At 42.8% G+C, this 23,286-nt stretch carries 24 protein-coding genes; 8 read left to right on the top strand and 16 right to left on the bottom strand.

What is annotated here, in order from left to right; genetic code table 11:
• The first annotated feature begins 44 nt into the window (after window positions 1-44).
• The gene (locus VQ643_RS02675) at window positions 45-536 is read left to right on the top strand and encodes a hypothetical protein (protein WP_414197726.1); all 492 of its coding nucleotides are present in this window, start codon (window positions 45-47) and stop codon (window positions 534-536) included.
• A 1-nt stretch (window position 537) separates the two neighbouring features.
• Here the strand turns inward: VQ643_RS02675 and VQ643_RS02670 are convergent, their stop codons facing one another.
• Window positions 538-1,710 (bottom strand): MFS transporter, encoded by a 1,173-nt coding sequence (locus VQ643_RS02670; RefSeq protein ID WP_414197725.1) that lies wholly within the window; start codon window positions 1,708-1,710, stop codon window positions 538-540.
• 105 nt (window positions 1,711-1,815) lie between these two features.
• On the opposite strand from VQ643_RS02670, the gene VQ643_RS02665 reads away from it, so the two are divergent.
• Window positions 1,816-2,394: a TetR/AcrR family transcriptional regulator gene (locus VQ643_RS02665; RefSeq protein ID WP_414197724.1), complete on the top strand. Its 579-nt coding sequence runs from the start codon at window positions 1,816-1,818 to the stop codon at window positions 2,392-2,394.
• On the opposite strand, the gene VQ643_RS02660 is transcribed toward VQ643_RS02665, so the two are convergent.
• The 5 genes from VQ643_RS02660 to VQ643_RS02640 all read right to left on the bottom strand — a co-directional run bounded on the left by VQ643_RS02660 (window position 2,391) and on the right by VQ643_RS02640 (window position 6,411).
• Window positions 2,391-2,807 carry a MarR family winged helix-turn-helix transcriptional regulator gene (locus VQ643_RS02660; RefSeq protein ID WP_414197723.1) on the bottom strand — a complete coding sequence of 139 codons (417 nt, stop codon included), beginning with the start codon at window positions 2,805-2,807 and terminating at the stop codon, window positions 2,391-2,393. The genes VQ643_RS02665 and VQ643_RS02660 overlap by 4 nt on opposite strands.
• Window positions 2,804-3,664, bottom strand: a complete 861-nt coding sequence (locus VQ643_RS02655) for an alpha/beta fold hydrolase (protein WP_414197722.1) — start codon at window positions 3,662-3,664, stop codon at window positions 2,804-2,806. The genes VQ643_RS02660 and VQ643_RS02655 overlap by 4 nt, the downstream gene beginning before the upstream one ends.
• Before the next feature lie 221 nt (window positions 3,665-3,885).
• Window positions 3,886-4,179: a hypothetical protein gene (locus VQ643_RS02650; RefSeq protein ID WP_414197721.1), complete on the bottom strand. Its 294-nt coding sequence runs from the start codon at window positions 4,177-4,179 to the stop codon at window positions 3,886-3,888.
• Between the two features lie 78 nt (window positions 4,180-4,257).
• Window positions 4,258-5,682, bottom strand: coding sequence for an alkaline phosphatase (gene phoA, locus VQ643_RS02645; protein ID WP_414197720.1), 1,425 nt, complete (start codon window positions 5,680-5,682; stop codon window positions 4,258-4,260).
• Between the two features lie 69 nt (window positions 5,683-5,751).
• Window positions 5,752-6,411: an HAD family hydrolase gene (locus tag VQ643_RS02640; RefSeq protein WP_414197719.1), complete on the bottom strand. Its 660-nt coding sequence runs from the start codon at window positions 6,409-6,411 to the stop codon at window positions 5,752-5,754.
• Window positions 6,412-6,529: 118 nt separating this feature from the next.
• On the opposite strand from VQ643_RS02640, the gene VQ643_RS02635 reads away from it, so the two are divergent.
• A complete protein-coding gene (locus VQ643_RS02635) occupies window positions 6,530-7,225 on the top strand; it encodes a UTRA domain-containing protein (RefSeq protein ID WP_414197718.1) in 696 nt (231 codons plus the stop codon).
• Here the strand turns inward: VQ643_RS02635 and VQ643_RS02630 are convergent.
• The 5 genes from VQ643_RS02630 to trxA form a co-directional block, all read right to left on the bottom strand.
• A complete protein-coding gene (locus VQ643_RS02630; RefSeq protein ID WP_414197717.1) occupies window positions 7,222-8,178 on the bottom strand; it encodes a prenyltransferase in 957 nt (318 codons plus the stop codon). The genes VQ643_RS02635 and VQ643_RS02630 overlap by 4 nt on opposite strands.
• Window positions 8,179-8,193: 15 nt before the next feature.
• Window positions 8,194-8,934, bottom strand: a complete 741-nt coding sequence (locus VQ643_RS02625; RefSeq protein WP_414197716.1) for a CDP-6-deoxy-delta-3,4-glucoseen reductase — start codon at window positions 8,932-8,934, stop codon at window positions 8,194-8,196.
• Window positions 8,935-9,127: 193 nt separating this feature from the next.
• On the bottom strand, window positions 9,128-10,594 hold the full coding sequence (gene ubiD / locus VQ643_RS02620) for a 4-hydroxy-3-polyprenylbenzoate decarboxylase (protein ID WP_414197715.1): 1,467 nt from the start codon (window positions 10,592-10,594) through the stop codon (window positions 9,128-9,130).
• Between the two features lie 89 nt (window positions 10,595-10,683).
• Window positions 10,684-11,946: a transcription termination factor Rho gene (rho, locus tag VQ643_RS02615; RefSeq protein ID WP_414197714.1), complete on the bottom strand. Its 1,263-nt coding sequence runs from the start codon at window positions 11,944-11,946 to the stop codon at window positions 10,684-10,686.
• A gap of 242 nt (window positions 11,947-12,188) precedes the next feature.
• A complete protein-coding gene (trxA, locus tag VQ643_RS02610; RefSeq protein ID WP_414197713.1) occupies window positions 12,189-12,515 on the bottom strand; it encodes a thioredoxin TrxA in 327 nt (108 codons plus the stop codon).
• Window positions 12,516-12,700: 185 nt separating this feature from the next.
• Here trxA and ppx point away from each other — a divergent pair, with 185 nt between their 5' ends.
• Window positions 12,701-14,203, top strand: coding sequence for an exopolyphosphatase (gene ppx / locus VQ643_RS02605; protein WP_414197712.1), 1,503 nt, complete (start codon window positions 12,701-12,703; stop codon window positions 14,201-14,203).
• Here the strand turns inward: ppx and VQ643_RS02600 are convergent.
• Entirely contained in the window at window positions 14,200-14,604 is a 405-nt protein-coding gene (locus tag VQ643_RS02600) for a DUF3301 domain-containing protein (protein ID WP_414197711.1), read from the bottom strand. The genes ppx and VQ643_RS02600 overlap by 4 nt on opposite strands.
• Window positions 14,605-15,013: 409 nt before the next feature.
• Between VQ643_RS02600 and dnaA the strand changes: the two genes are divergently transcribed.
• Genes dnaA through gyrB form a run of 4 tightly spaced genes read left to right on the top strand, consistent with a single transcriptional unit; the run spans window position 15,014 to window position 21,230 of the window.
• Window positions 15,014-16,564, top strand: coding sequence for a chromosomal replication initiator protein DnaA (gene dnaA / locus VQ643_RS02595; RefSeq protein WP_414197710.1), 1,551 nt, complete (start codon window positions 15,014-15,016; stop codon window positions 16,562-16,564).
• Window positions 16,565-16,594: 30 nt separating this feature from the next.
• Window positions 16,595-17,698, top strand: coding sequence for a DNA polymerase III subunit beta (gene dnaN, locus VQ643_RS02590; RefSeq protein WP_414197709.1), 1,104 nt, complete (start codon window positions 16,595-16,597; stop codon window positions 17,696-17,698).
• Between the two features lie 14 nt (window positions 17,699-17,712).
• Complete coding sequence (recF, locus tag VQ643_RS02585; protein ID WP_414197708.1) at window positions 17,713-18,813, top strand: DNA replication/repair protein RecF; 1,101 nt, start codon at window positions 17,713-17,715, stop codon at window positions 18,811-18,813.
• Window positions 18,810-21,230, top strand: coding sequence for a DNA topoisomerase (ATP-hydrolyzing) subunit B (gene gyrB, locus VQ643_RS02580; RefSeq protein WP_414197707.1), 2,421 nt, complete (start codon window positions 18,810-18,812; stop codon window positions 21,228-21,230). Before recF ends, gyrB begins: the two co-directional genes overlap by 4 nt.
• A gap of 71 nt (window positions 21,231-21,301) precedes the next feature.
• Here the strand turns inward: gyrB and VQ643_RS02575 are convergent, their stop codons facing one another.
• From VQ643_RS02575 to VQ643_RS02560, 4 genes are all read right to left on the bottom strand, one after another.
• A complete protein-coding gene (locus VQ643_RS02575) occupies window positions 21,302-21,601 on the bottom strand; it encodes a cytoplasmic protein (protein WP_414197706.1) in 300 nt (99 codons plus the stop codon).
• A 164-nt stretch (window positions 21,602-21,765) separates the two neighbouring features.
• A complete protein-coding gene (locus tag VQ643_RS02570; protein ID WP_414197705.1) occupies window positions 21,766-22,020 on the bottom strand; it encodes a hypothetical protein in 255 nt (84 codons plus the stop codon).
• Window positions 22,021-22,149: 129 nt separating this feature from the next.
• The gene (locus VQ643_RS02565) at window positions 22,150-22,695 is read right to left on the bottom strand and encodes a hypothetical protein (protein WP_414197704.1); all 546 of its coding nucleotides are present in this window, start codon (window positions 22,693-22,695) and stop codon (window positions 22,150-22,152) included.
• Window positions 22,679-23,131, bottom strand: a complete 453-nt coding sequence (locus tag VQ643_RS02560) for a hypothetical protein (protein ID WP_414197703.1) — start codon at window positions 23,129-23,131, stop codon at window positions 22,679-22,681. The genes VQ643_RS02565 and VQ643_RS02560 overlap by 17 nt, the downstream gene beginning before the upstream one ends.
• Between the last annotated feature and the right edge of the window lie 155 nt (window positions 23,132-23,286).

The following is a 23,286-nucleotide window of genomic DNA, read 5'->3' as shown; positions in this document are numbered from 1 at the left end:
TAAGGCTGAAGTTCCTGCTTCAGCTTTTTTTTATTGGTGCGACTATGGATAACAAACTGCTTGTACCTGAAATTGCTCAATGGCAAGCGTTAAACGGCCCTGAGTTTTCCATTGCTGATTGGTTAGGCGGCGTTGGTTCAATGTCGCTGGCTATTGCTTATGCTGAGCTTTTTTGCCCCACGTTTATAGAACATGAAGGCTGTGTGTTACATCAACAGCAGTTAAACATAGAGAACTTTAATAGCTGGAAGACTGCTAGCAGTGTGACCTACTATTCGCAAATTGAAGCTGTAATCAATCATGTGCATATTCTCGATTTATTTCCCCGAGATGATATTCAAGAAAACATAACTTACCTGCAAATTGCTCATTTAGGAAAAGCCTTACAACGTTGCTATCAAGCACATTTGCAACTGGCGTTTCCTGACAGAGAGTTTGATGTTTTCTTCAATGGTGATGAGCCTGATTTAGATTTGCTAGATTACCAACTGAGCTTTTATCAACCGAGCAACGACCAGCGTTTGGTTGAAAAATAATTTACCGCACGCTGCGATAACCTAAGGTTACCACCAGCAAAATAACGCTTGCGGCGGCGATAGCAACCCAGAATGCATTGGCTACGCCGTAGCTGTCTATAACTTGCCCAGCACCCGCTGCACCTGCCGCTACGCCAATACTCAAACCTGATAACAGCCATGTCAGCGCTTCAGTTAAACGCTCAGAGGCAACACGCTGCTCCACTAAGGACATGGCAATAATCATGCTAGGTGCAAAAAAACAACCCGCCCATAACACGCACAAAATCAAGCCTAAAACACTACTGACAAACAAAAGTGGTATACAGCTTACGGCTGTTGCTATGCCAGCATACACAAGCAGCTTAGCTAAAGGTGTTTGCAAGTGTAAGGTACCAAAGACTAAACCTGCTACACATGAACTAACTGCATAAGTTGATAACACCAGACTGGCATATCCTGCCTGATCTTGGGTCTTAGCAAAGGCGACACTGGCCACATCAATAGTACCTACAATAACGCCCATACATAGCAATAAAAGTGCTAGCACTTGAATATTGGATTGCCAAATTACACTGCGTTGTTGTGTTGTAGCTACCTGTATAGGAACAGGTTCTGTTGACTTTTGCGCAACAAACAAAAACACCCCGACTAATAAGAAAATACCTGCTAATAGAGGCCCAGCTAAAGGAAAGAGCATCACACAGAAGCCTACAGAAATGGGTGGGCCTGCAATAAAAGTCACTTCATCTATTACTGACTCAAAAGCAAAGGCCGTACTTAACTGTTCCTGGCCTCGATAAAGTGCCGTCCATCTTGCCCTAACCATAGCTGAAAGACTTGGCATACAGCCTGCTACTACAGCACCCACAAACAACCAATAATAACTCGCATTAAGATAACTAGCCGTTAAGAGTATCGCCAGCCCTGAAACACTAACAATAGCTGCTACAGGCAATACTTTAGACTGCCCTAAACGATCGACTTGACGCGCGATCTGTGGGCTTAACAGTGCATTGCTCAAGGTAAAGCTCGCGGCTACCGCTCCTGCTAATGCATAGTCATCGTAAAGTAGCGCCAGCATAGTAATAATTCCAATGGCCGTCATGGCAATAGGTAATCGCCCAATAAAAGCAGTAACACTAAAAGCTAAGCTACCTTTAGCCGCAAATAAGGCTTGATAAGCACTCATCATATTTTTTACTCATAAACCTAGCATTTTTATAACATATCCATAGAATACATACGAAGCGTATGCAATATATTTAAATACACTCCGTATGTCAATTAAAAAGCAACTATGACTAAGCAAACACATAATCAAATGAGCGAGGAAACCCGCAGCAAACTGCTACATGCTGCACGCCAAGCCTTTACTGAGAAAGGCTTTGCCAATACTGCCATGGATGAGCTTACTGCTAATGTTGGTTTAACACGTGGCGCGCTCTACCATCATTTTGGTGATAAAAAAGGGCTGCTCGCAGCGGTAGTGCGCCAGATTGATCAAGAAATAGATACGCAGTTAGCTGCTATCAGCCAAAATACTGCAGATAAGTGGGAAGCCTTCGTACAACGTTGTCTAGTTTACCTCAAACTAGTACAACAGCCTCAAGTGCAACGTATAGTGTTATTAGATGCCCGAACGGTGCTGGGGCACAGCCATTTAGCTGACAGTCAATGCGTATTAACTATGCAGCATCTATTAGAAGAATTAATCGAGGCCAAACTTATTCAAGCCACTCCCACCCCAGCTCTAGCGCAAATGCTCTTAGGTGCTTTAGAGCAAGGGGCACTATGGGTTGCACAGTCTAAGCAAACTAAAACAGCTTTAGCCCAAGCAGAGCAAGCCATGCTTACTTTGCTATCAGGCTTAGATTAAAAATTTCGTTGTATATGCTGTAGCCAACGACTCACAACTTGCATTTCTTCTGCACTAAAACCCTTTGTCAGCTGCTGGTTGATTGGCACCAGTAGCTGTTGTGCCTGTTTACTCGCCTGTAGCCCTTGATCTGTTAAGTAAACACGCTGGCTACGTTTATCTTGCGCGTCCACTTGGCGGCTGATCAGCTTGAGTTTAATCATTCTATCTGCCAAACCTGTCATGGCTGAGGGCGCCAAATTTAAACGCTGTGCTAACTCACCAATTAACAACCCCTGTTGTTTTTCCAGAACAAATAACACGCCAGCTTGAACTGCACTTAGTTGACTAGCTTCTATCTGCCGATCTAAATACCGCTGTAATGATTTATGCGCATTAGATAATAAAAATATATATCGTTTATCAAAACTCATTTTGCGTTTTGCTGCTCCAGCCAACGGTAAATAAATGGCCATAAGCTGTGTTCATGGCGTTTTCGGAAAAAATTAATGTGCCCAATAGCTTGATAATTGCTATCACTAGGCTGAAACTGGCGCCGCTCTACTGGGCTATTTACAAAGTACTTGGCTAATAAATCAATAGCCTCACTTGGCGCCCAAGGGTCATCTGCAAAGCCTATAGATAGAATAGGTAACTGCTGTTGCGCAAAGCGCGATACAGCCTGCACTGAAGCATCATCAAAAAAGTAGTTTGGCATACTAGTCCATCTATACCATTCATACATAACCTGTGCTGGCATATTTTCTCCAAACTTCAACGCTTTACCTGGAAAATACCCACATAGCCAGCTGCTCACAGGTCCTATCAGTTTTAACATCAATGCTGCTTTTAACCATTCAGACAACGGCCGAATGAAACGAATACAGCCTGTATGTGAGCTAATAAGAATAGCCGCTGTAAGATACCGCGTACTCTTGCACAGTCCTATCGCATGTCCGCCAAAACTATGACCAACAGCAAAGTGGGGTAGGTGAGGATAGTGTTGAGCAAGATATTCAGTGACAGCCTCCACATCCAGATCAGCCCAAGTAGTAAAGCCCGCTCGCACCTTTTTACTGTCTTGCTTGTGGCTGCTTACTCCACGGTAATTATAGGTCAGCACATCATAACCTTGCTCTGACAAAGCTTGAGCAAAATCATAATAAAGCCTTTCAGGAACGCCTGTGGCAGGGTTCAATTGCACAACGCCTTTTAGTTTTTGCTGTTGTGTTTTAAATAAATGTGCTCTTAGTGTTAAGCCATCAGCACAACTAATAGTGATAGGTTGCATTCTTAATTCCCATACGAAATAATTTTTATTTTGTATGCGAAATAGTTGCTTGGCAAATTTTTAGCCTAAGGTTGTAGTTGCCTTAATAGGTAAAAGGAAATTGATTATTCAAATAAACGACGTAACTTACGGCTGAGCATGTACTCAGGCACATCATGAAGATAGGTATAGGCTTCTTCTAGTTGGCGCTGTAATTCAAAGCTTAGATTATCTTTACGTAACTATGCTGGAATACGTTTTATCCAAGCATCTGGATGAGGCTGAACGCCAAACTCACGCTCAAGGCTAGTTTCTAAGGCCATGCATGCATCAATAATTTGATTTTGTACAGACTCTGTTAGTCCTTGTTGCTTAAAGCAAGCTAAAGCTGCAACTAGGGCCTGATAATCTCGTGCAAATTTTTGCCGAAAACCTTTCTCGTTTTTATCATTAGCGGCCATTCCTCGATAACTACGAATAGCTAAATAAAGCGCTGGAATAAGTACAACTAAGCCTATTATTTCGTTTTCTGTCATTAATTAACGCCCATAAAAAAAGCTGCTCAGCATCAGCTAGAGCAGCTTAGTTTAATACGCTTTGTATAAAAGCTTAAATTACTTTAAGCCCATTGCATCACGCATTAAGAAAAACAGATCAGTTTGGTCTGTTAAACCTGTTACGTTGCCTGCCCAAGGACCATAGGCGGCGATACGTAGTTGAGTACCTGTGTGACCTTGGTCTTCCGTTTCTGAGTTACCATAGCTGATTAGCATGGGCGCACCATCTTTGGTAATCAACATCTGTGTTAAACCAGGCGCTTGTGCATTAGGTTCTAGGATTTGGCTAGAATGTGCATGGTCAGCTGTTACTATGACTAGGGTATCACCATGTTTTTTCGCAAAATCCATGGCTACTTGCACCGCTTCATCAAGATCAACTGTCTCGCCAATTTGTCCACACGGATTAGCCGCATGGTTTTGCTTATCAATAGAAGCGCCTTCTACTTGTAAGAAAAACCCATTAGGGTTCACAGCTAACAGTTCAATGGCTTTTTCTGTCATCTGAGCCAGCGTTGGAATATCTGCTGTACGTTTGTCATTCACTTTACAAGTGATAGCTTTTTCAGTACTGCCTTTGTACTTAGCCTGCGGACCTAACCAGCGAATAGGCATGTTGCCCTCGGCAAAAAGCCCAATAACAGGTTGTTTTTGGTTTGCTAACGTTAAATTGTGCAGCTGTTTAGTGTCAGTAACTACTTGATAGCCTCTTTCCTTAGCTTGTTCCATGAGTGTCTTATCTTTCCACTGACCTGCCTTAGCTTTTTCACTAAAGGTCTTAGCTCCACCGCCTAATGTGATGTCTGCTCGGGTGTTAATAAACTGCTCGGTAATAGAACCTAAACCACCATTTTCTAATGCAAAATCAGCACAGCGATCAGTTGTAACAGTAGGGCCATAGCACTTACGGTAATTAATATGAGAAGCCAAGGCGGCTGGCGTTGCATCTTGAATTTCTGCCGTGGTTACATTACCTGTTGCTTTGCCCGCACTTTTGGCTAGCTCAAGAATAGTTTTATGCGGTTTACCGTGCACATCAACACCTAGCGCACCATTGTAAGTTTTCACGCCTGAGGCCCAAGCTGTAGCTGAGGCTGCAGAATCTGTTACATAATCTGGCTTTTTCGTCTCTTTATTCAATGCATAATGCGTGTATTGGCCAGTGATAGGCAAACTATCAATACCTTTGAAGTAGCCACCTGCACCTTCTGCATAGTTACGTGCAATAGTAATTTCAGAGTCACCCATGCCATCGCCAATTAGCAAGATAACGTTCTTTGCTTTGGTGTTGCTTAAGGACGCTTTTAGTGCCTCTGTCACATCGCCTGCACGACGTTGAGCGCCAGCAAATTGAGTAATATCACCTTTAGCACCGCGATCCATCAACAGTGCTTGTGCTTGCTTAGGATCTGCCTGAGCAGATGCTGCAGCTAATGCTAAGGTTAGCGCACTAAAAGTTAAGGTGATTAGTTGTTTTTTCATATCACTGCTCCGCAGCTTGGTTTGTTGATAACTAAAGCTTAAGAGTAATTAATGACAATTAAATGACAGCTAGCTCCATGCCAGAACAGGCCAGTTTCGCTCCCTAGCGTAAGCTAAGAGCTTTTCGTCAGGATTTACAGGGTAAGGTGCTTCCACCTGTAGTAAAAGTGGTAAGTCATTACATGAATCGGAGTAAAAACGCATAGATTGAAATTCTCGGCCAGCCGCCAGCCATTCACGCAGGCGTTCACGCAGGCGTTCAACTTTACCGTTTTGATAGGTCGCAGTGCCTACTGTTCTTCCGGTATAACAACCCTCTTTTAGCTCAGTATTAATAGCCAACACATGCCGAACATCCAAATACTGAGCAATAGGTTTGACTAAAAAATCAGCAGTGGCAGAAATAATTAAACGCTCACAGACTGCACGTTCCGTACGTACCAATTCATAAACTGCATCTGTGTATAACAAAAGACTAATTTTTTGTTGTATAAAGTCCTGTACCTGTTGCGCAACCTCTGCTTGATGGCGCCCAATCATCGGCTTTAGGCAAAGCTGCATATACTCATCAATTGCCATTTTACCTAGCACATAGTCATTCATCAGGCGCTGCTCTTGCTTTAATAGATCAGCACTTGCCCAGCCTATTTCAACCATGTAACTCAACCACAAGCTAGCACTATCGCCTGCAATCAATGTATGGTCTAGATCATAAATAGCTAACTGCATACCCTGTCAATCCAAGCAAAATAAACACCAGATTACTGTGTTTGGATGACAGTTTGATGTCATAGAAATGTAATAAAAGCAGGTTATTTTTGCCTACTCAGCAAAGGGCAGGAAACCCATGTCGATCAATAATGCGAGCTTTATTTACCATACATTATCTGAACAAATACGCAGTGGCCGGCTAACACATCAATTGCCTGCTGAGCGGCGCCTGAGCGAGCTATTTAATACAACTCGCATTACCTTACGTGATGCGCTTATGCAACTTGAGCACCAAGGTTTGATCTATAGGGAGAACCGTCGCGGTTGGTTCGTTTCGCCTTCACGAATTCACTACAATCCACTGCTCAACTTTAATTTTAATCGCATGGTAAGTAGCCAAGGGAGAACGCCTTCAACTCAAGTGCTATCCAGCGATATTATTCCTGCCAACGCACAAGTCAGCCGTTGGTTAGCTATTACCGAAGGCCAGCCGGTAATTCAAATTCGCCGCGCACGGCGTATTGATAACCGCTTAGTGCTTTATGCTGAGCATTATCTAAACCCTGCTTATTTTCCTCATATTTTACAATTTGATTTTACGCAGTCGTTATCTGAAATTTATCAGCAACACTATGGTTTAACCTACGGCAAAGTGCGTTTTGATATGCAGTCAACAGCACTAAGCCAATCAGTCGCTAACGTATTAAAAATGTCCGAAGGCAGCCCAGCGTTACAGATAGTACGTAGCAACCAAGATCAACATGGACGGCTAATTGACTGTGATTATGAATTATGGCGCCACGATGCACTGAGCGTGTGTGTTGATGTTTAAGCCGTTAATGCAGCAATACACAAACCAACAGACAACAACACACCATGCGCCATTAAACCAACAATAGTACACTGAATGCCTTTAAGTAGATGCTGTGGTTGCTCTGCAAACTTTAGTAATTGAATGCCTGCCATTAGCGAAAAAGGTAATGCAAGAAACCCTAAACCTGCCCAATAAGGCAAGTAGTTAATACCAATAAGTAGTGCTAACACACAATAGCCAAAGGCCGTAATGATTAGGTAACCCCAGCGTGCACGTTGTGGGCCTAAGCGCACAACCAAATGATGTTTGCCTGCCTGTTTATCCGCTTTATAGTCAGGGAACTGATTGATATATAAAAGATTCGCCACCAAAGCAGCTAAAGGAATACCAGCCAGAATTGGAAACCAAGTCAGATCACCTTGTTGCACTAAGGCAGCGCCTAAAGGAATAAGAATCCCAAAAGCGATAGCTACGCTTATTTCACCCAAGCCACGGCTATTGAGTGAGAGTGGCGGAGCTGAATAAGCCCAACCGAGTAAGCCGCCAACTAAGCCAATCCATAGTAATTGCAAGCCTACAAAATACATTAAAAGCAAACCAATAACGCCTACAGCAAAAAGTAGGGAAAAACCATAGACTGCTACTTCTCGCTCAGTCATTACACCATTTTGAATAAAACGACTGCCGCCAGTGAAAGGAAAAATACGCTCCGTATTAACCGCATCAGTGCCATTGAGCGCATCATAATAATCATTGAGGACATTAGAGCTAGCTTGCATAAGTAACATGCCTAACAAGCTCAGAAACGCGGTCAATAAATTAAGTTGAACGCCTAAATAATAAGCACAGGATAAACCCAATAGAACTGGAACGGCGGCTGCCACCAAAAAGCCAGGGCGCGTTAATACCCAATATTTTGTAACAGGGCTGGCTTTAGCATAGCGCTCAATAGTTGGCTCAGAAGCAGACATCATTTCTTCCTTCAATTAGTCACGTGGAGCATACGCAAAAACATCGGCTTGCATTTGTTCTGGCTGCATACCAGCTGCGCATAATGCATCAAATGTTGCATACACCATAGCAGGGGACCCACTGGCAATGACCTGATATTGCTCAAGTTGTGATATATCTGCACAAATAGCTTCATACAATAATCCACTACGCCCCATCCAGTTTTCATCATGGCTAATAATGGTGTGCATATGTACATTATCGTACTGCTTCCAGCGTGGAAAAGCGGGAAGCTTATACAGATCACTTGCAAACCGAGCGCCCCAATAAATATGGATCGGCTGCATAAAATGGTGCTGCGTTAAGGATTCAACCAAACTATGTATTTGCGACATGCCTGTGCTAGCTGCAATCAATAATAGCGGTTTATCCTTTTGGATGCTCTGGGTGTGAACATCACCAAAAGGCAAAGCAACGCAAACACCCTGTTGCTGACGAATATCCTGTAACAGCTGAATAGGAGATTCTTCACGTGCCAATATATGAAACTCTAAACCACTCAGTTCCTCTGGTGGATTAGCAATAGAAAAGGCTGACTGCTCGCCATCAAGACGCGATAAAAGGGCATATTGTCCCGCATAAAAGAGTGGTCGCTCGCATTCGGGCAAGGCTAGTTGTACAGCATAAACATCACCGCCTAAATCACGCACATCCAGCAAAGCACAAAATAAATTACGCGGCTCTAGCTGTGCTAAGGAAGCAGAATCAAAGGTCAAAACAAAATCCTCGCAAGGTAGCTCTGTGCAATTTTCTGTCATTTAAATTGGGTTAAGAAAGCTAACCTGCACAGAGTAAACCCTCAAGTTAACTTGAGGTAAAGCGTTATTAGTTTATATAAATAGTATTAATTATAAGAACAATATTGATAGATAGAGCTGTATTACAATTACATGCTCTATCTAAACCAAGTCAATCTATTCCCAACTCATGCCAAATAGCATCAATATGCTGCTTAATTGCAGGGTCTTGTTCTATTGCTCGCCCCCATTCACGACTGGTTTCACCAGGCCACTTGTGGGTAGCATCTAATCCCATTTTGCTGCCCAAGCCTGATATAGGCGAAGCAAAATCTAGATAGTCAATAGGAGTGTTGTCTATCATTACAGTATCGCGTTTGGGATCCATACGTGTCGTAATCGCCCAAATTACATCATTCCAATCACGGGCATTAATATCGTCATCTGTAACAATGACAAACTTGGTGTACATAAACTGCCGCAAAAAGCTCCAGACACCCATCATCACTCGCTTAGCATGCCCAGGATATTGCTTTTTCATAGTGACTACTGCCATACGGTATGAACAACCTTCGGGCGGTAAATAAAAATCAGTAATTTCTGGAAACTGCTTTTGTAGGATAGGCACAAATACTTCATTTAATGCCACACCTAACACCGCAGGCTCATCGGGTGGACGCCCTGTATAAGTGCTGTGATAGATAGCATCGCGACGCTTTGTAATACGTTCTACTGTAAATACGGGAAAACGGTCGATTTCGTTATAGTAGCCTGTATGATCTCCATAAGGCCCTTCATCGGCCATTTCATTTGGGTAAATATGCCCTTCTAAGATGATTTCAGCACTGGCAGGCACCTGTAAATCACTACCAATGGCTTTAACTAACTCTGTGCGACTGCCGCGCAGTAAGCCAGCAAAGGCGTATTCAGACAAGGTGTCTGGCACAGGTGTTACAGCGCCTAAAATAGTCGCTGGATCAGCGCCTAAAGCAACGGCAACAGGATACGGCTGATCAGGAAATTTTTGGCACCACTCACGGTAATCTAAGGCGCCACCGCGATGGCTTAACCAACGCATAATGACCTTGTTACGCGCAATCACTTGCTGACGATAAATGCCCAGATTTTGTCGATCTTTATTCGGCCCTTTAGTGACCGTTAGGCCCCACGTAATCAAAGGTGCTGCATCACCTGGCCAACAGGTTTGGATAGGCAAGCTGGCAAGATCAACATCGTCGCCCTCAAGAATGACTTCTTGACAGACAGCGTCTTTACGCACTTTAGGTGCCATTGATAGCACTTTTTTGAACAATGGCAGCTTATTCCAAGCATCTTTTAGCCCTTTAGGCGGCTCTGGTTCTTTTAATTGAGCCAGCACATGACCAATTTCACGCAAAGCACTAACACTATCAGCGCCCATGCCTAAAGCAACACGTTCAGGCGTACCGAACAAATTACCAAGCACAGGCATATCAAAGCCTTTAGGCTTTTCAAATAGCAATGCAGGACCACCTTTGCGCAATGTGCGATCGCAAATTTCGGTCATTTCTAAAACAGGGGATACAGGGTAGAGAACGCGCTTTAAATCGCCACGCTGCTCAAGGGCAGCCATAAAGTCGCGTAAATCGGTATATTGCATAAAGGCTCCCAAACCTTGCGGTGGGAGCTGGCGCTGTAAGCTACTGGATCACAGCGCCTTGCCACCAACCGACTGAAGATGTGTAACGCTTATTTACCGCGTTTCATCGCCAAGAAGAACTCATCGTTGGTTTTGGTATCTTTGAGCTTATCCAGTAAGAACTCAACGGCTGCAATTTCATCCATAGGATGCAGCAGCTTACGCAGAATCCACATACGTTGTAGCTCTTCTTCAGAAGTGAGTAGCTCTTCGCGGCGTGTGCCTGAACGATTAATGTTAATCGCTGGGAATACACGTTTTTCCGCAATACGACGATCCAATTGCAACTCCATGTTGCCTGTGCCTTTGAATTCTTCGTAAATCACTTCATCCATTTTCGAGCCAGTTTCAACCAGCGCTGTTGCGATAATGGTAAGTGATCCGCCTTCTTCGATATTACGTGCTGCACCAAAGAAGCGTTTTGGTTTTTCTAATGCATGTGCATCAACACCACCTGTTAAGACTTTGCCAGAACTTGGAATAACAGTGTTATAGGCACGCGCTAAACGCGTAATAGAATCAAGCAGAATAACAACGTCTTTTTTATGCTCAACTAAACGCTTGGCTTTCTCAATCACCATTTCTGCCACTTGTACATGGCGCATTGGCGGCTCATCAAAGGTAGAAGCAACTACTTCACCGCGTACTGTACGCTGCATTTCTGTTACTTCTTCTGGGCGCTCATCAATTAATAATACAATTAAGTGGCATTCAGGATTGTTACGTGTAATGTTGGCTGCAATATTTTGCAGCATTAAGGTTTTACCTGCTTTGGGTGGCGCCACAATCAGGCCACGCTGACCTTTACCAATAGGCGCAGCCAAGTCAATTACCCGGCCCGTTAAATCCTCACGCGAACCATTACCCATTTCCATTAATAAACGTTGGTTAGGGAATAGCGGCGTTAAGTTTTCAAATAGGATTTTACTGCGGGCATTTTCTGGACGGTCAAAGTTGATAGTATCAACTTTTAGTAACGCAAAATAACGCTCGCCATCTTTTGGTGGGCGAATTTTGCCGTGAATAGTATCGCCCGTACGTAAGTTAAAACGGCGGATCTGGCTAGGCGATACATAGATATCGTCTGGACCTGCCAAGTACGAAGAATCGGCTGAACGCAAGAAACCAAAACCATCTTGCAAAATTTCCAGTACGCCATCGCCAGAAATCTCTTCGCCGCTTTTTGCGTGGCGCTTTAAGATCGAGAAGATGATGTCTTGTTTACGAGAACGAGCCATATTCTCAAGGCCCATGTCCTCTGCCATTTGTAACAGTTCAGTAATTGGCTTTTGCTTTAATTCAGTTAGATTCATAGAGGGATGATGGAAGTAGAATAATTATTAAAGTAAGCAAGCGTTAAGCTTGATAAAGCGTGCCGTGAGGTGAAAACTTTGAAGTTTCTGATCCTGATTTAGACGGGACGGCAACGGCATGCGGAATATGTAGCGACTTGCGCGCTACAGTCGAAATCTAGCACTTGCGTGATCGTACGTCCAGTGTGAAAACAAAAAATTCACCAACGGACGCACAATCTTTTACAATTTTAATCTAAAAATTATAGATTATCATCTAGGAAAGTAGCTAGTTGCGACTTAGATAACGCACCTACTTTAGTGCCTTCAATGTTGCCGCCTTTGAACAGCATTAGCGTAGGGATACCACGTACACCAAATTTAACTGGGGTATCACGGTTATCATCAATGTTTAATTTACAAATAGTTACTTTACCAGCGTATTCTTCCGCAATTTCTTCAAGAATAGGCGCAATTCGTTTACAAGGGCTGCACCATTCTGCCCAGTAATCTACCAGCACTGGACCTTCTGCGTTTAAAACATCTTGCTCAAAGCTGGCATCACTGATGTTTTTAATCAAATCACTCATGAAATTCTCCGATTTGGCGGGAGTTAGATTCAAATTTGTTTGCCATCATAGCTCGACTTGCTCTAGATCGAAAGTCAGAAAAAAATGTCATTTGTCGATTATGATCAATTTCCCAAACTTTTAACATTGGCGTTCAAGCCCTAGCATGGCAGACTGTGCATAGTTATCGACTTGGAATGTTGGGCATGCCAGTTACCGCACCTAAGAGTTTTCCCTTAATTGCTGCCATTGATTTAGGCTCCAATAGCTTTCACATGGTTCTTGCTAAAACCGATCAACAAGGGTTTCGCATCCTTGAGCGTATTGGTGAGAAAGTACAACTTGCAGCAGGTATTGATGACAACTTGCAACTACACGAAGACGCCATGCAGCGCGGGCTTGATTGTTTAGGCCGATTTGCCCAGCTTATTCAAGAACTACCACAAGGAGCTGTTCGTATAGTAGGCACTAGCTCATTGCGAGTTGCACATAACCGTCAAGACTTTATTGAACGGGCGCAAGCCTTAATTGGCCATGAAGTGGAAGTTATTGCTGGTCGAGAAGAAGCTCGACTTATTTACTTAGGTGTATCCCATACCCTGCCCAATACACCAGGCAAACGTCTTGTGGTTGATATTGGCGGTGGCAGCACTGAGTTCATTATTGGTCAGCATTTTGAATCACAGTTGCGTGGCAGCCTGCAAATGGGCTGTGTAGCATACACTAAAAAATTTTTCGCTGATGGCAAAATCACCGCTGATGCCTATAAAAAAGCCTATACCGCTGCACGTTTAGAGTTAATGGATTTAGAAGCCAGCGTTGCTCGTATGGGCTGGCAAGAGGCTGTAGGTTCATCAGGCACTATTCGTTCTATTGGGCATGCATTAGGTGCCGCTGGGTTAACAGAAGGCGGGGTAAGCAAAGAAGGGATTGCTTGGCTTAAACGTAAGGTATTAAAGCTTGACCATGTCAATGACGTTAATATCGCTGGCGTTAAAGCAGATCGAGCAGCTATTTTACCAGCAGGCTTAGCAATTCTTGACGCTATTTTTGATGCACTTTCAGTAGAAGCCATGGGCATTTCAGATGGTGCCTTACGTGAAGGCGTACTCTATGACTTACTAGGGCGTTATCAACATGAGGATGTACGTGAGCGTTCATTGTTAGGCTTGATGGAGCGTAGCCACGTTGATATGCAACAAGCTGAACGAGTAGAGGCGATGGCAGTTGAAGTCTATGAACAAGTTAAACAACCATGGCAACTAGAAGAAGAATGGCATATTGAAATGTTGCGTTGGGCAGCGCGCGTTCACGAGGTGGGCTTAGACATTGCTCATTATCACTACCATAAACATGGTGCCTATCTAGTTGAACATTCTGATTTAGACGGCTTTTCACGTAAAGAACAACAAATGCTGGCTTTAATTGTTCGCGGGCATAGACGCAATATTCCAGTGGATCGCTTTAAAGCCTTCGGTAAAGATGGGGAAGAGTTGATTCGTCTTTGTATTATTCTGCGTGTTGCCTTGGTGCTTCGTCATATTCGTGGCGCAGTAGAAATTCCAACCCCACAAATCAATGTAGAGAAAGAGGCCATCAACGTGACCTTTCCTGATGGTTGGTTAGAAGAAAACTCACTTACTGCAGCTGACTTTGTAAAAGAATCACAATGGCTAGCACGCATTGGTTATTCATTGAATGCCTATTAACGGTCTTTAAAATACGCTGAAATTTCAATAACCTTCGCTTCTTGTACAACCTTAGTCGCCTCAATATCAGTGTGTTGAGGCTGGCTATCCAATAAAGGATGGGGAGCAAAATTAATTTTGTTTAAACGCTTACCAAACATTTCAACCTGCCCGAGTAAGCGCTCCTCTGCAGTGACTGTAAATTCAAACTGATATAAGCGAGCAATGCGTTTATAGCCTTTACTGTCTTTACGTACCCCCCAACCTTTAAACGCCACATTGCCGTCAAGTAGCTGAACTTTTTGTTGAGTACAGCGCTGTTGCGCATAGGCTAATGCTCGCTCACGAATACCATGACCGTGCCAAATCCATGCGCCGAAAAATGCTGCTAATAACCAGCCAGTTAATGCTAATAAACTCATAAAATTCTAGTCTCTTGGCAAACCTAATGAAAGTATGCAACAAGGTACAGCTTAATCAATAATGGTGCTCAATGCTCTGCTTTACAAGACATAGTAGCTAAGTGCTTAACCTTTTATACCTGTGCATAACTTAAAGGGCTTAATTTTACTATGAGCTTCATTCATGCTGCCCAATAGATTTACTCTTCATCCGTAAAGCGGCTAGTTATTCACATCCCTGATTTAGCTCGATAACTACTTAAAACTAAGCAAAAAAAAATACTTATACACAAAAACTATTATAGGTATTTAACTGATAGCAAGATATTTTATGCACAGTTAAAATTAACTGTTTTTTTATGTGGATAACTCCACCCGTGCTCGCTACAATATCAGATTGTTTAATTTCTATTTTTCTTAAGGGGTCTCTGTGTCTGTCGAACTTTGGCTACAGTGTGTCGACGTTTTACGCGATGAGCTGCCCGCACAACTTTTTAATACGTGGATACGACCATTACAAGTTGAAGCCCAAGGTGAGGAGCTGCATGTCTATGCGCCAAACCGCTTTGTGTTGGAGTGGGTCAATGAGAAGTACCTCGATCGTATTTTAGAGTTAATGGCTGAACGTAACTACGGTGAAACACCTGCAATTGCATTGTTGATTGGCAGCCGTACGCGCATGCCGCCATCACGCCCTGCGGTAAAACCTATGCGCACAGCAAAAGTACGCATTATTGATGAACCTCAAGCCTCAACAATTAGCCAAGCTGTTACGCCAAATTACACTGAGCCTACTAGTTACACTGAACCTGAGCCAACACCAGAACCTGTAGCACCAAAGAAAACTACTCGTCGCAGTAATACTCGCGTTAGCTATGAGCCCCTGTTAGAAACCAATAATGCTCCAGAGCCTATCCAAAGCGATGAACGGACTGAGGAAGTAAAGGGCGCTCTCAAACACGAAAATACGTTAAACCGTACCTTTACTTTCGATAATTTTGTGGAAGGTAAATCAAACCAATTAGCACGCGCTGCTGCTTGGCAAGTGGCTGATAATCCTAAACATGGCTACAACCCATTATTCTTATATGGCGGTGTGGGTTTAGGTAAAACGCACTTAATGCAAGCTGTAGGCAACCATTTACTGCAAAAAAACCCAAATGCTAAGGTTGTTTACTTGCATTCTGAGCGTTTCGTGGCAGACATGGTAAAAGCATTACAGTTAAACGCAATTAATGAGTTTAAACGCTATTATCGTTCTGTTGATGCGTTATTAATTGACGACATTCAGTTTTTTGCCAATAAAGAACGCTCGCAAGAAGAATTTTTCCATACCTTTAATGCGTTACTAGAAGGCAACCAACAGGTTATTCTCACCAGTGATCGCTATCCAAAAGAAATTGATGGTTTAGAAGAACGCTTAAAGTCACGCTTTGGCTGGGGCTTAACCGTAGCCGTCGAACCGCCAGAGTTAGAAACCCGCGTTGCTATTTTGATGAAAAAAGCAGAGCAAAGTCGTGTCGAGCTTTCACATGATGCCGCTTTTTTTATCGCTCAACGTATTCGCTCTAACGTGCGTGAGCTAGAAGGCGCATTAAAACGCTGCATTGCACACTCACACTTCACAAATGAGCCTATCACTGTTGAGCTCATTCGCGAATCACTTAAAGATTTACTAGCCTTACAAGAAAAGTTAATCAGTATTGATAATATTCAGCGTACTACGGCAGAGTATTACAAAATTAAAGTAGCTGACTTACTTTCCAAGCGCCGCACTCGTTCAGTTGCACGCCCTCGTCAGGTTGCTATGGCTTTAGCAAAAACACTCACTAACCATAGCTTACCGGAAATTGGTGAAGCCTTTGGCGGGCGTGATCACACCACGGTACTGCATGCTTGTCGTAAAATTGCCGAACTACGCGAAACCGATGCCGACATTCGTGAAGACTTTAAAAACCTTCATCGCACTCTGTCATCTTAAACAGCAACCAGTTAACGCAAGGATTACATTATGCAATTTTCTATTCAGCGCGAAGCCCTGTTAAAACCACTGCAATTGGTTGCTGGTGTTGTTGAGCGCCGCCAAACTATGCCTGTGTTATCTAACGTACTTTTGGTTATTGAAGGACAAACCCTATCAATGACAGGCACAGACACTGAAGTAGAGCTAGTAGGGCGTGTTACTTTAGAAGAACCCGCACAAGCCGGTGAAATTACAGTGCCTGCACGTAAGCTTATGGATATCTGTAAAAGTTTACCCAATGATGCCGTGTTAGATATTCGTTTAGAAGAGCAAAAACTCACCATTAAATCTGGGCGCAGCCGTTTCACCCTAACCACGTTACCAGCAGATGACTTTCCATCTGTTGAGGATGGCCCAGGTTCGCTCACACTTAATATCGAACAAAGCAAACTACGCCATCTTATTGAGCGCACAAGCTTTGCCATGGCACAACAAGATGTTCGTTATTACCTAAATGGCTTGCTGCTAGAATTACGCTCAGGTTTGTTACGTGCCGTAGCTACTGATGGGCACCGCTTAGCCATGTGTTCCGTACCTACAGGTATTGAAAAGGCCGATGTACACCAAGTTATTGTACCGCGCAAAGGTATTTTAGAGCTCGCTCGTTTGATGAATAACGACGCAGAACACGCCAATATTGTATTAGGCAACAACCATATCCGCGCCACAACCAGCGAATTTACATTCACCTCTAAATTGGTAGATGGTAAATTCCCTGATTATGAACGTGTATTACCGCGCGGTGGTGATAAAGTTATACTGGCTGATCGTCAAGGCTTAAAAGAAGCCTTTAGCCGCACTGCTATTTTATCAAATGAAAAATACCGCGGTATTCGGTTGCACCTGCAATCTGGTTTACTCAATATTCAAGCCAATAACCCAGAGCAAGAAGAAGCCAAAGAAGAGGTTTCTGTTGATTACGCTGGAGAACAGCTTGATATTGGCTTCAATGTGAGCTATTTGTTAGATGTGCTTACCGTTATGTCTACCGAGCAAGTCCGTATGATTTTGTCTGACTCCAACAGCAGTGCGCTGTTACAAGAATCAGATAACGACGCCTCTGCTTATGTTGTAATGCCAATGCGCCTATAAGGCAAGTCGTATTCATGGCAGTAAGCCGTTTATCTATCACCGGCGTGCGAAATTTGCAGCCGGTGACGCTTGATCTTTCACCACGCATTAATATTTTGCATGGCGTTAATGGCAGCGGAAAAACCAGCGTATTAGAAGCGGTTTACCTACTGGCATTGGCACGCTCATTTCGTAGTTCACGCTTGCAACCTATTATTCAACATGAAGAAAATGCTTGCACTGTATTTGGCAATATTCAACATAGTGACGGCTCTGAGTTTAATGTAGGTATTAGCCGCAACCGACAATCTGAGCTGCAAATTAAAATTAATGGACAGAATGTGCGTAGTGCTGCGCAACTGGCTCAAACACTTCCAATCCAATTGATAAATCCTGATAGCTTTCGTTTGTTAGAAGGCTCACCCAAAATACGCCGGCAGTTTTTGGATTGGGGGGTTTTTCATATGGAGCCTAAATTTCTTGACGCATGGCGACGCCTGCAAACTGGTTTGAAGCAAAGAAACTCTTTGCTCCGTCATGCTACAATAGACCCTTTATTGCTACATAGCTGGGAGCATGAACTTTGCCTAGCCAGCAATGAACTTGATAGTTATAGACGCCTCTATATACAGCAACTAAAACCTGTATTTGAGAAGGTATTAGCTCAGCTAATTGACGTACCTAGCCTAACGCTAAGCTACTTTCGAGGCTGGGACAAAGAAAAAGATTTACAAGAAGTACTCACTCTCTCTTTAGAAAGAGACTCTGCACTGGGCTACACCCAAGCAGGACCACAGCGCGCCGATTTACGTTTACGTATCAGCAAAAATAACGCAGTGGATATCTTATCAAGAGGCCAGCAAAAGCTGGTGGTGTGTGCTTTACGTATAGCTCAAGGCTACTTATTGGCCAAAGCGCAGCGTCAACAATGCATCTATCTGGTTGACGATTTGCCTTCAGAGCTAGACCAAGCGCATCGGCAAGCACTATGTCGCTTGCTTGAAGATTTGAATTGTCAGGTGTTTATCACCTGCGTTGATCATTTATTAATGACCGAGGGTTGGGGCAAGGAAACACCAATCACATTGTTTCACGTGAAACAAGGTCAGATTACACCATCGGGAGTGACCGCATGAGCGAAGATAAATCGTACGACTCCAGCAGTATTAAAGTACTAAAAGGTCTGGATGCTGTACGCAAACGCCCTGGCATGTATATCGGCGATACCGATGACGGTACGGGTTTACATCACATGGTCTTCGAGGTAGTAGATAACTCTATTGACGAAGCCCTCGCTGGATATTGCGATGACATAAGCATCACCATCCACACCGATGAATCAATTACCGTACAAGACAACGGCCGTGGCATTCCAGTTGATATTCATCCTGAGGAAGGCGTATCAGCTGCACAGGTAATTATGACAGTGCTGCATGCTGGCGGTAAGTTTGATGATAACAGCTATAAAGTCTCTGGTGGCTTACACGGCGTGGGCGTTTCAGTGGTAAACGCTTTGTCAAAAGAACTGATCATGACAATTCGCCGCCAAGGTAAAGTCTGGGAGCAAAACTATGCCCATGGTGTACCTTTAGCACCAATGGCACCTATTGGAGAAACCTCTGAGTCAGGCACACGTATCCACTTTAAGCCTTCTGAAGAAACCTTCCGTAATATTCATTTCAGCTGGGATATTTTAGCTAAGCGTTTGCGTGAATTATCATTCCTTAACTCAGGAGTAGCCATCCGCTTAAAAGATGAACGTTCTGGCAAAGAAGAGCAGTTTCACTACGAAGGCGGTTTAAAAGCATTTGTTGATTATTTAAACACTAATAAAACCATTGTTAACCCAGTTTTCCACTTTAACGTACAACGCGAAGATGACGGTGTAGGTGTTGAGGTGGCCATGCAATGGAACGATGGCTTCAATGAAAACCTACAGTGCTTTACCAATAATATCCCTCAACGGGATGGTGGTACACACTTACAAGGCTTCCGCGCGGCACTCACACGCTCGCTAAATAGCTATATTGAGTCTGAAGGCTTAGGCAAAAAAGAAAAAATTGCCACTACAGGCGATGATGCCCGTGAAGGTTTAACCGCCATTATTTCAGTCAAAGTACCGGATCCGAAATTCAGCTCACAAACAAAGGATAAACTGGTTTCCTCAGAAGTACGTGGCGCGGTTGAACAAGAAATGGGTAAATTCTTTGCCGATTATTTGCTTGAAAACCCTAACGAAGCTAAATCTATTGTTGGCAAAATGATTGATGCAGCTCGCGCTCGTGAAGCTGCGCGTAAAGCCCGTGAAATGACTCGCCGTAAAGGCGCTCTCGACATTGCAGGATTGCCAGGAAAATTAGCAGACTGCCAAGAAAAAGATCCGGCTTTATCTGAACTTTACTTAGTGGAAGGGGACTCGGCAGGCGGTAGCGCCAAACAAGGCCGAGATCGTAAAACCCAAGCTATTCTTCCACTAAAAGGTAAAATCCTAAACGTTGAGAAAGCACGCTTTGACAAGATGATTTCATCTCAAGAAGTTGGCACACTAATTACGGCATTAGGCTGCGGTATCGGCCGTGAAGAATACAATCTAGCTAAGCTGCGCTACCACCACATCATCATCATGACGGATGCTGACGTTGACGGCTCGCATATTCGCACCTTGCTACTTACTTTCTTCTTTCGCCAATATCCTGAATTAGTTGAAAAAGGCTACATCTATATTGCACAACCACCGCTATATAAAGTAAAACGCGGTAAACAAGAGCAATACATCAAAGATGACGACGCCATGGAAGAATTCATGACCCAGTCAGCTCTTGAAGAAGCCAATCTTTATATTAATGAAAGTGCACCCGCTATTTCTGGTTTAGCTTTAGAAACCCTAATAAACCAGTATCGTGCGGTAATGAAAACTTTGGATCGCTTATCCCGACTGTATCCAAAAGAAATTACGGAGCACTTTATCTATTTGCCACAACTCACTGTTGAACAGCTTAAAGATAAAGCAAAGGTTGACGTATGGGCTGCATCATTAAATCAACGCTTTGCTGACTGTGCTCGTTCTGGTGAGGAATACACAGCTGCGGTGCGTGAAGATACTGAACGCGGATTATGGTTGCCAGAAGTAGAAGTTAAGGCCCATGGCCTGTCGACATTCTCCATGTTTGCCCATGACTTCTTTAATAGCAATGACTATCGAAGCATAGTGGAACTCGGCAATGAAATTGCTAACCTGCTAGAAGAGGGTGCTTATATTGCTAAAGGCGAACGCCGCAAAGAAGTTACCACCTTCAAGCAAGCATTTGATTGGTTGATTAACGAAACAAAACGTCGTTACTCGATTCAACGCTATAAAGGTCTGGGGGAAATGAACCCAGAGCAGTTATGGGAAACCACCATGGACCCAAACAGCCGTCGCATGCTACAAGTCACTATTGAAGATGCCATCGCAGCAGATCAAATCTTCAATACATTAATGGGCGACAACGTAGAGCCACGTCGTGAGTTTATCGAAAGCAACGCACTGGCAGCTATGAACTTAGACTTCTAAGTTGCCTGCACATTAAAAAGGGAAGCTTAGCTTCCCTTTTTTATTTCAATTTAAGTGTTTCACGTGAAACATTAATCTAATGATGCTTCAGCGAGCTTGGCTCTATTGCCTTGTGTAAACCAGTAGTCTTGCATTAGCTGGAGGAATTCTTCAGTTAGGGCAATATCTGAATCAGAACCAAGAACAGCGTCTACACAGCATGATGGGCAAAGTGCTGTATCGCCATCATCTAACCATTCTTCAATATTTTTGTAGTCAAACTGATCTAAACAGCTAAAACAACCACAGTATTCACTATTACGTAAAATATCGCGGTTATCTACTGAGTCGTAGTGAGCGGTTTTTAGTAATTCAACAGTTAATTTATTCATTTTGAATCAGTGCTTAACACTGCTTTTAGAGGTATTGGCTGCCTTGTTTAAAGGCAGCCATAACAATAAACTTTTTAATCTGTAATGCCAAGCCTTAATCTATCCACTTTATTCGCGCTATATCTCAATAGCAGGAAATGCTGTTATTAAATTAGTCCGTTGTACTAACCATTGAGCAATAGTTTTAGCTGTATATGAAATTGAAAACAACATGGCTCTTCACTAACTGACAAATGATAAGGTTGTAATCCATAGGTCAGTTGGATTTGAAGATAACCATTACTGTTACTAAAGCCAAGGCACGGCTCAATAAATTCAATTTGACTTTCTAAATCTGGATTTTTCTGCAGCCTTAACAACCCATCTTGAAGTGCCTTTAGTTCAGCTGTTTGCAGGCATATTTCATTTTTATCAAACACTAAGCTGTTCTGCTCAATTATCTTAATAGTAATCAACAACCAATTAGCGTCCTAATATTCAATAGATGAATAGGCATAACGCAAAATATCGATTTGCAGCCTGGTTGTTTGATTTGCAAATTTGAGCATTTAGACCGCGCGTATGTTATCACCTGATTCAATAGGTACTTTTAATCGCCAAATCAGCACGCTACTTAATATAATACTTTCCATTAAAAACAACCAAGATGGATGACTGGCATAGCTGAAAATACAATCTCGTACTAATAGCAACTGAAAAATAATAGACAGCACAATGGCCAGTGATGTTTTTTGCTTTTTATTGAATAGCCAACTCGCGCCCGCTAATACACTAGTAAACAGTAAGCTACTGAGCATCGGTGTTAACCAGCCAAATGAGTAAAGCGCTTTAAATAATAATTCGCAGCCAATAACAGCAGAAAACACATAGTAGTTAATTGTGTATTTGTAAAAAAGAAAAAGGCCTAGCCATGCATACAATAAAATCTGAGCTAGAAAGGCGATATAGGCAACAGCGGATATTTGTTCAAAGCTATATTGCTGTTTAACCCAATATAAAATACCTGATAAGGCACAACCAATAATTAAGCTAATAACAAAAACAGTACCGCTATCAGTACTGTTTTTAACAATAGTTTTAGCCTTTGTAGGCATAACGGTCTGGATCAGGATCTACGACAAAATAAGCGCCGTCTTCACTGTTACAACCTAGTTGATAGGTTACACCCGCTTCAAGCTCTACATCCATAGCCACACCTTGCACTGATCTATTGCTGTTGCTACTAACAACAAAGTGGTAACTACCAGGATTAAACAGGGCTACTTTTACTTTTCGTCCTATACCATTACTAAGATTGGTTTCATATTCATGCCAATAGCCGTGGGCTTCGCTTTCTAGATCATCAATATTAATCCACATAGCTACACGCACAGTATTAGGATCACGCACTAGTTTTTCGAACTCAGCTTTGTGTTCTTTCATTTCTTCAGCATATTTTTTTAGCTTTCCTTTATTAAAGAAATAATAAGCGGCCATCACTAGGCAAGAAACAATAACAAAGCCAGCAATAATTATAATATTTTCTGACATCAACTAAATTTCCTATTCTGTTAATAAGTCCTATAAACCAGACTAATTATAGCAAAGTCTGTGCAATATTTAGTTAAAAATAAGTAAAAGACAGGAGATTGCGTGCACAATTCTTTATGGAATCACCTCTTATTGCGTATTTAATTTATATCTTG

It is taken from the genome of Pseudomonas sp. F1_0610 (assembly GCF_047470865.1).
GTDB lineage: Bacteria > Pseudomonadota > Gammaproteobacteria > Pseudomonadales > Pseudomonadaceae > JAZDRH01.
Note: the sequence above shows the minus strand (reverse complement) of the source record. Positions and strands in the feature narration are given on the sequence as shown.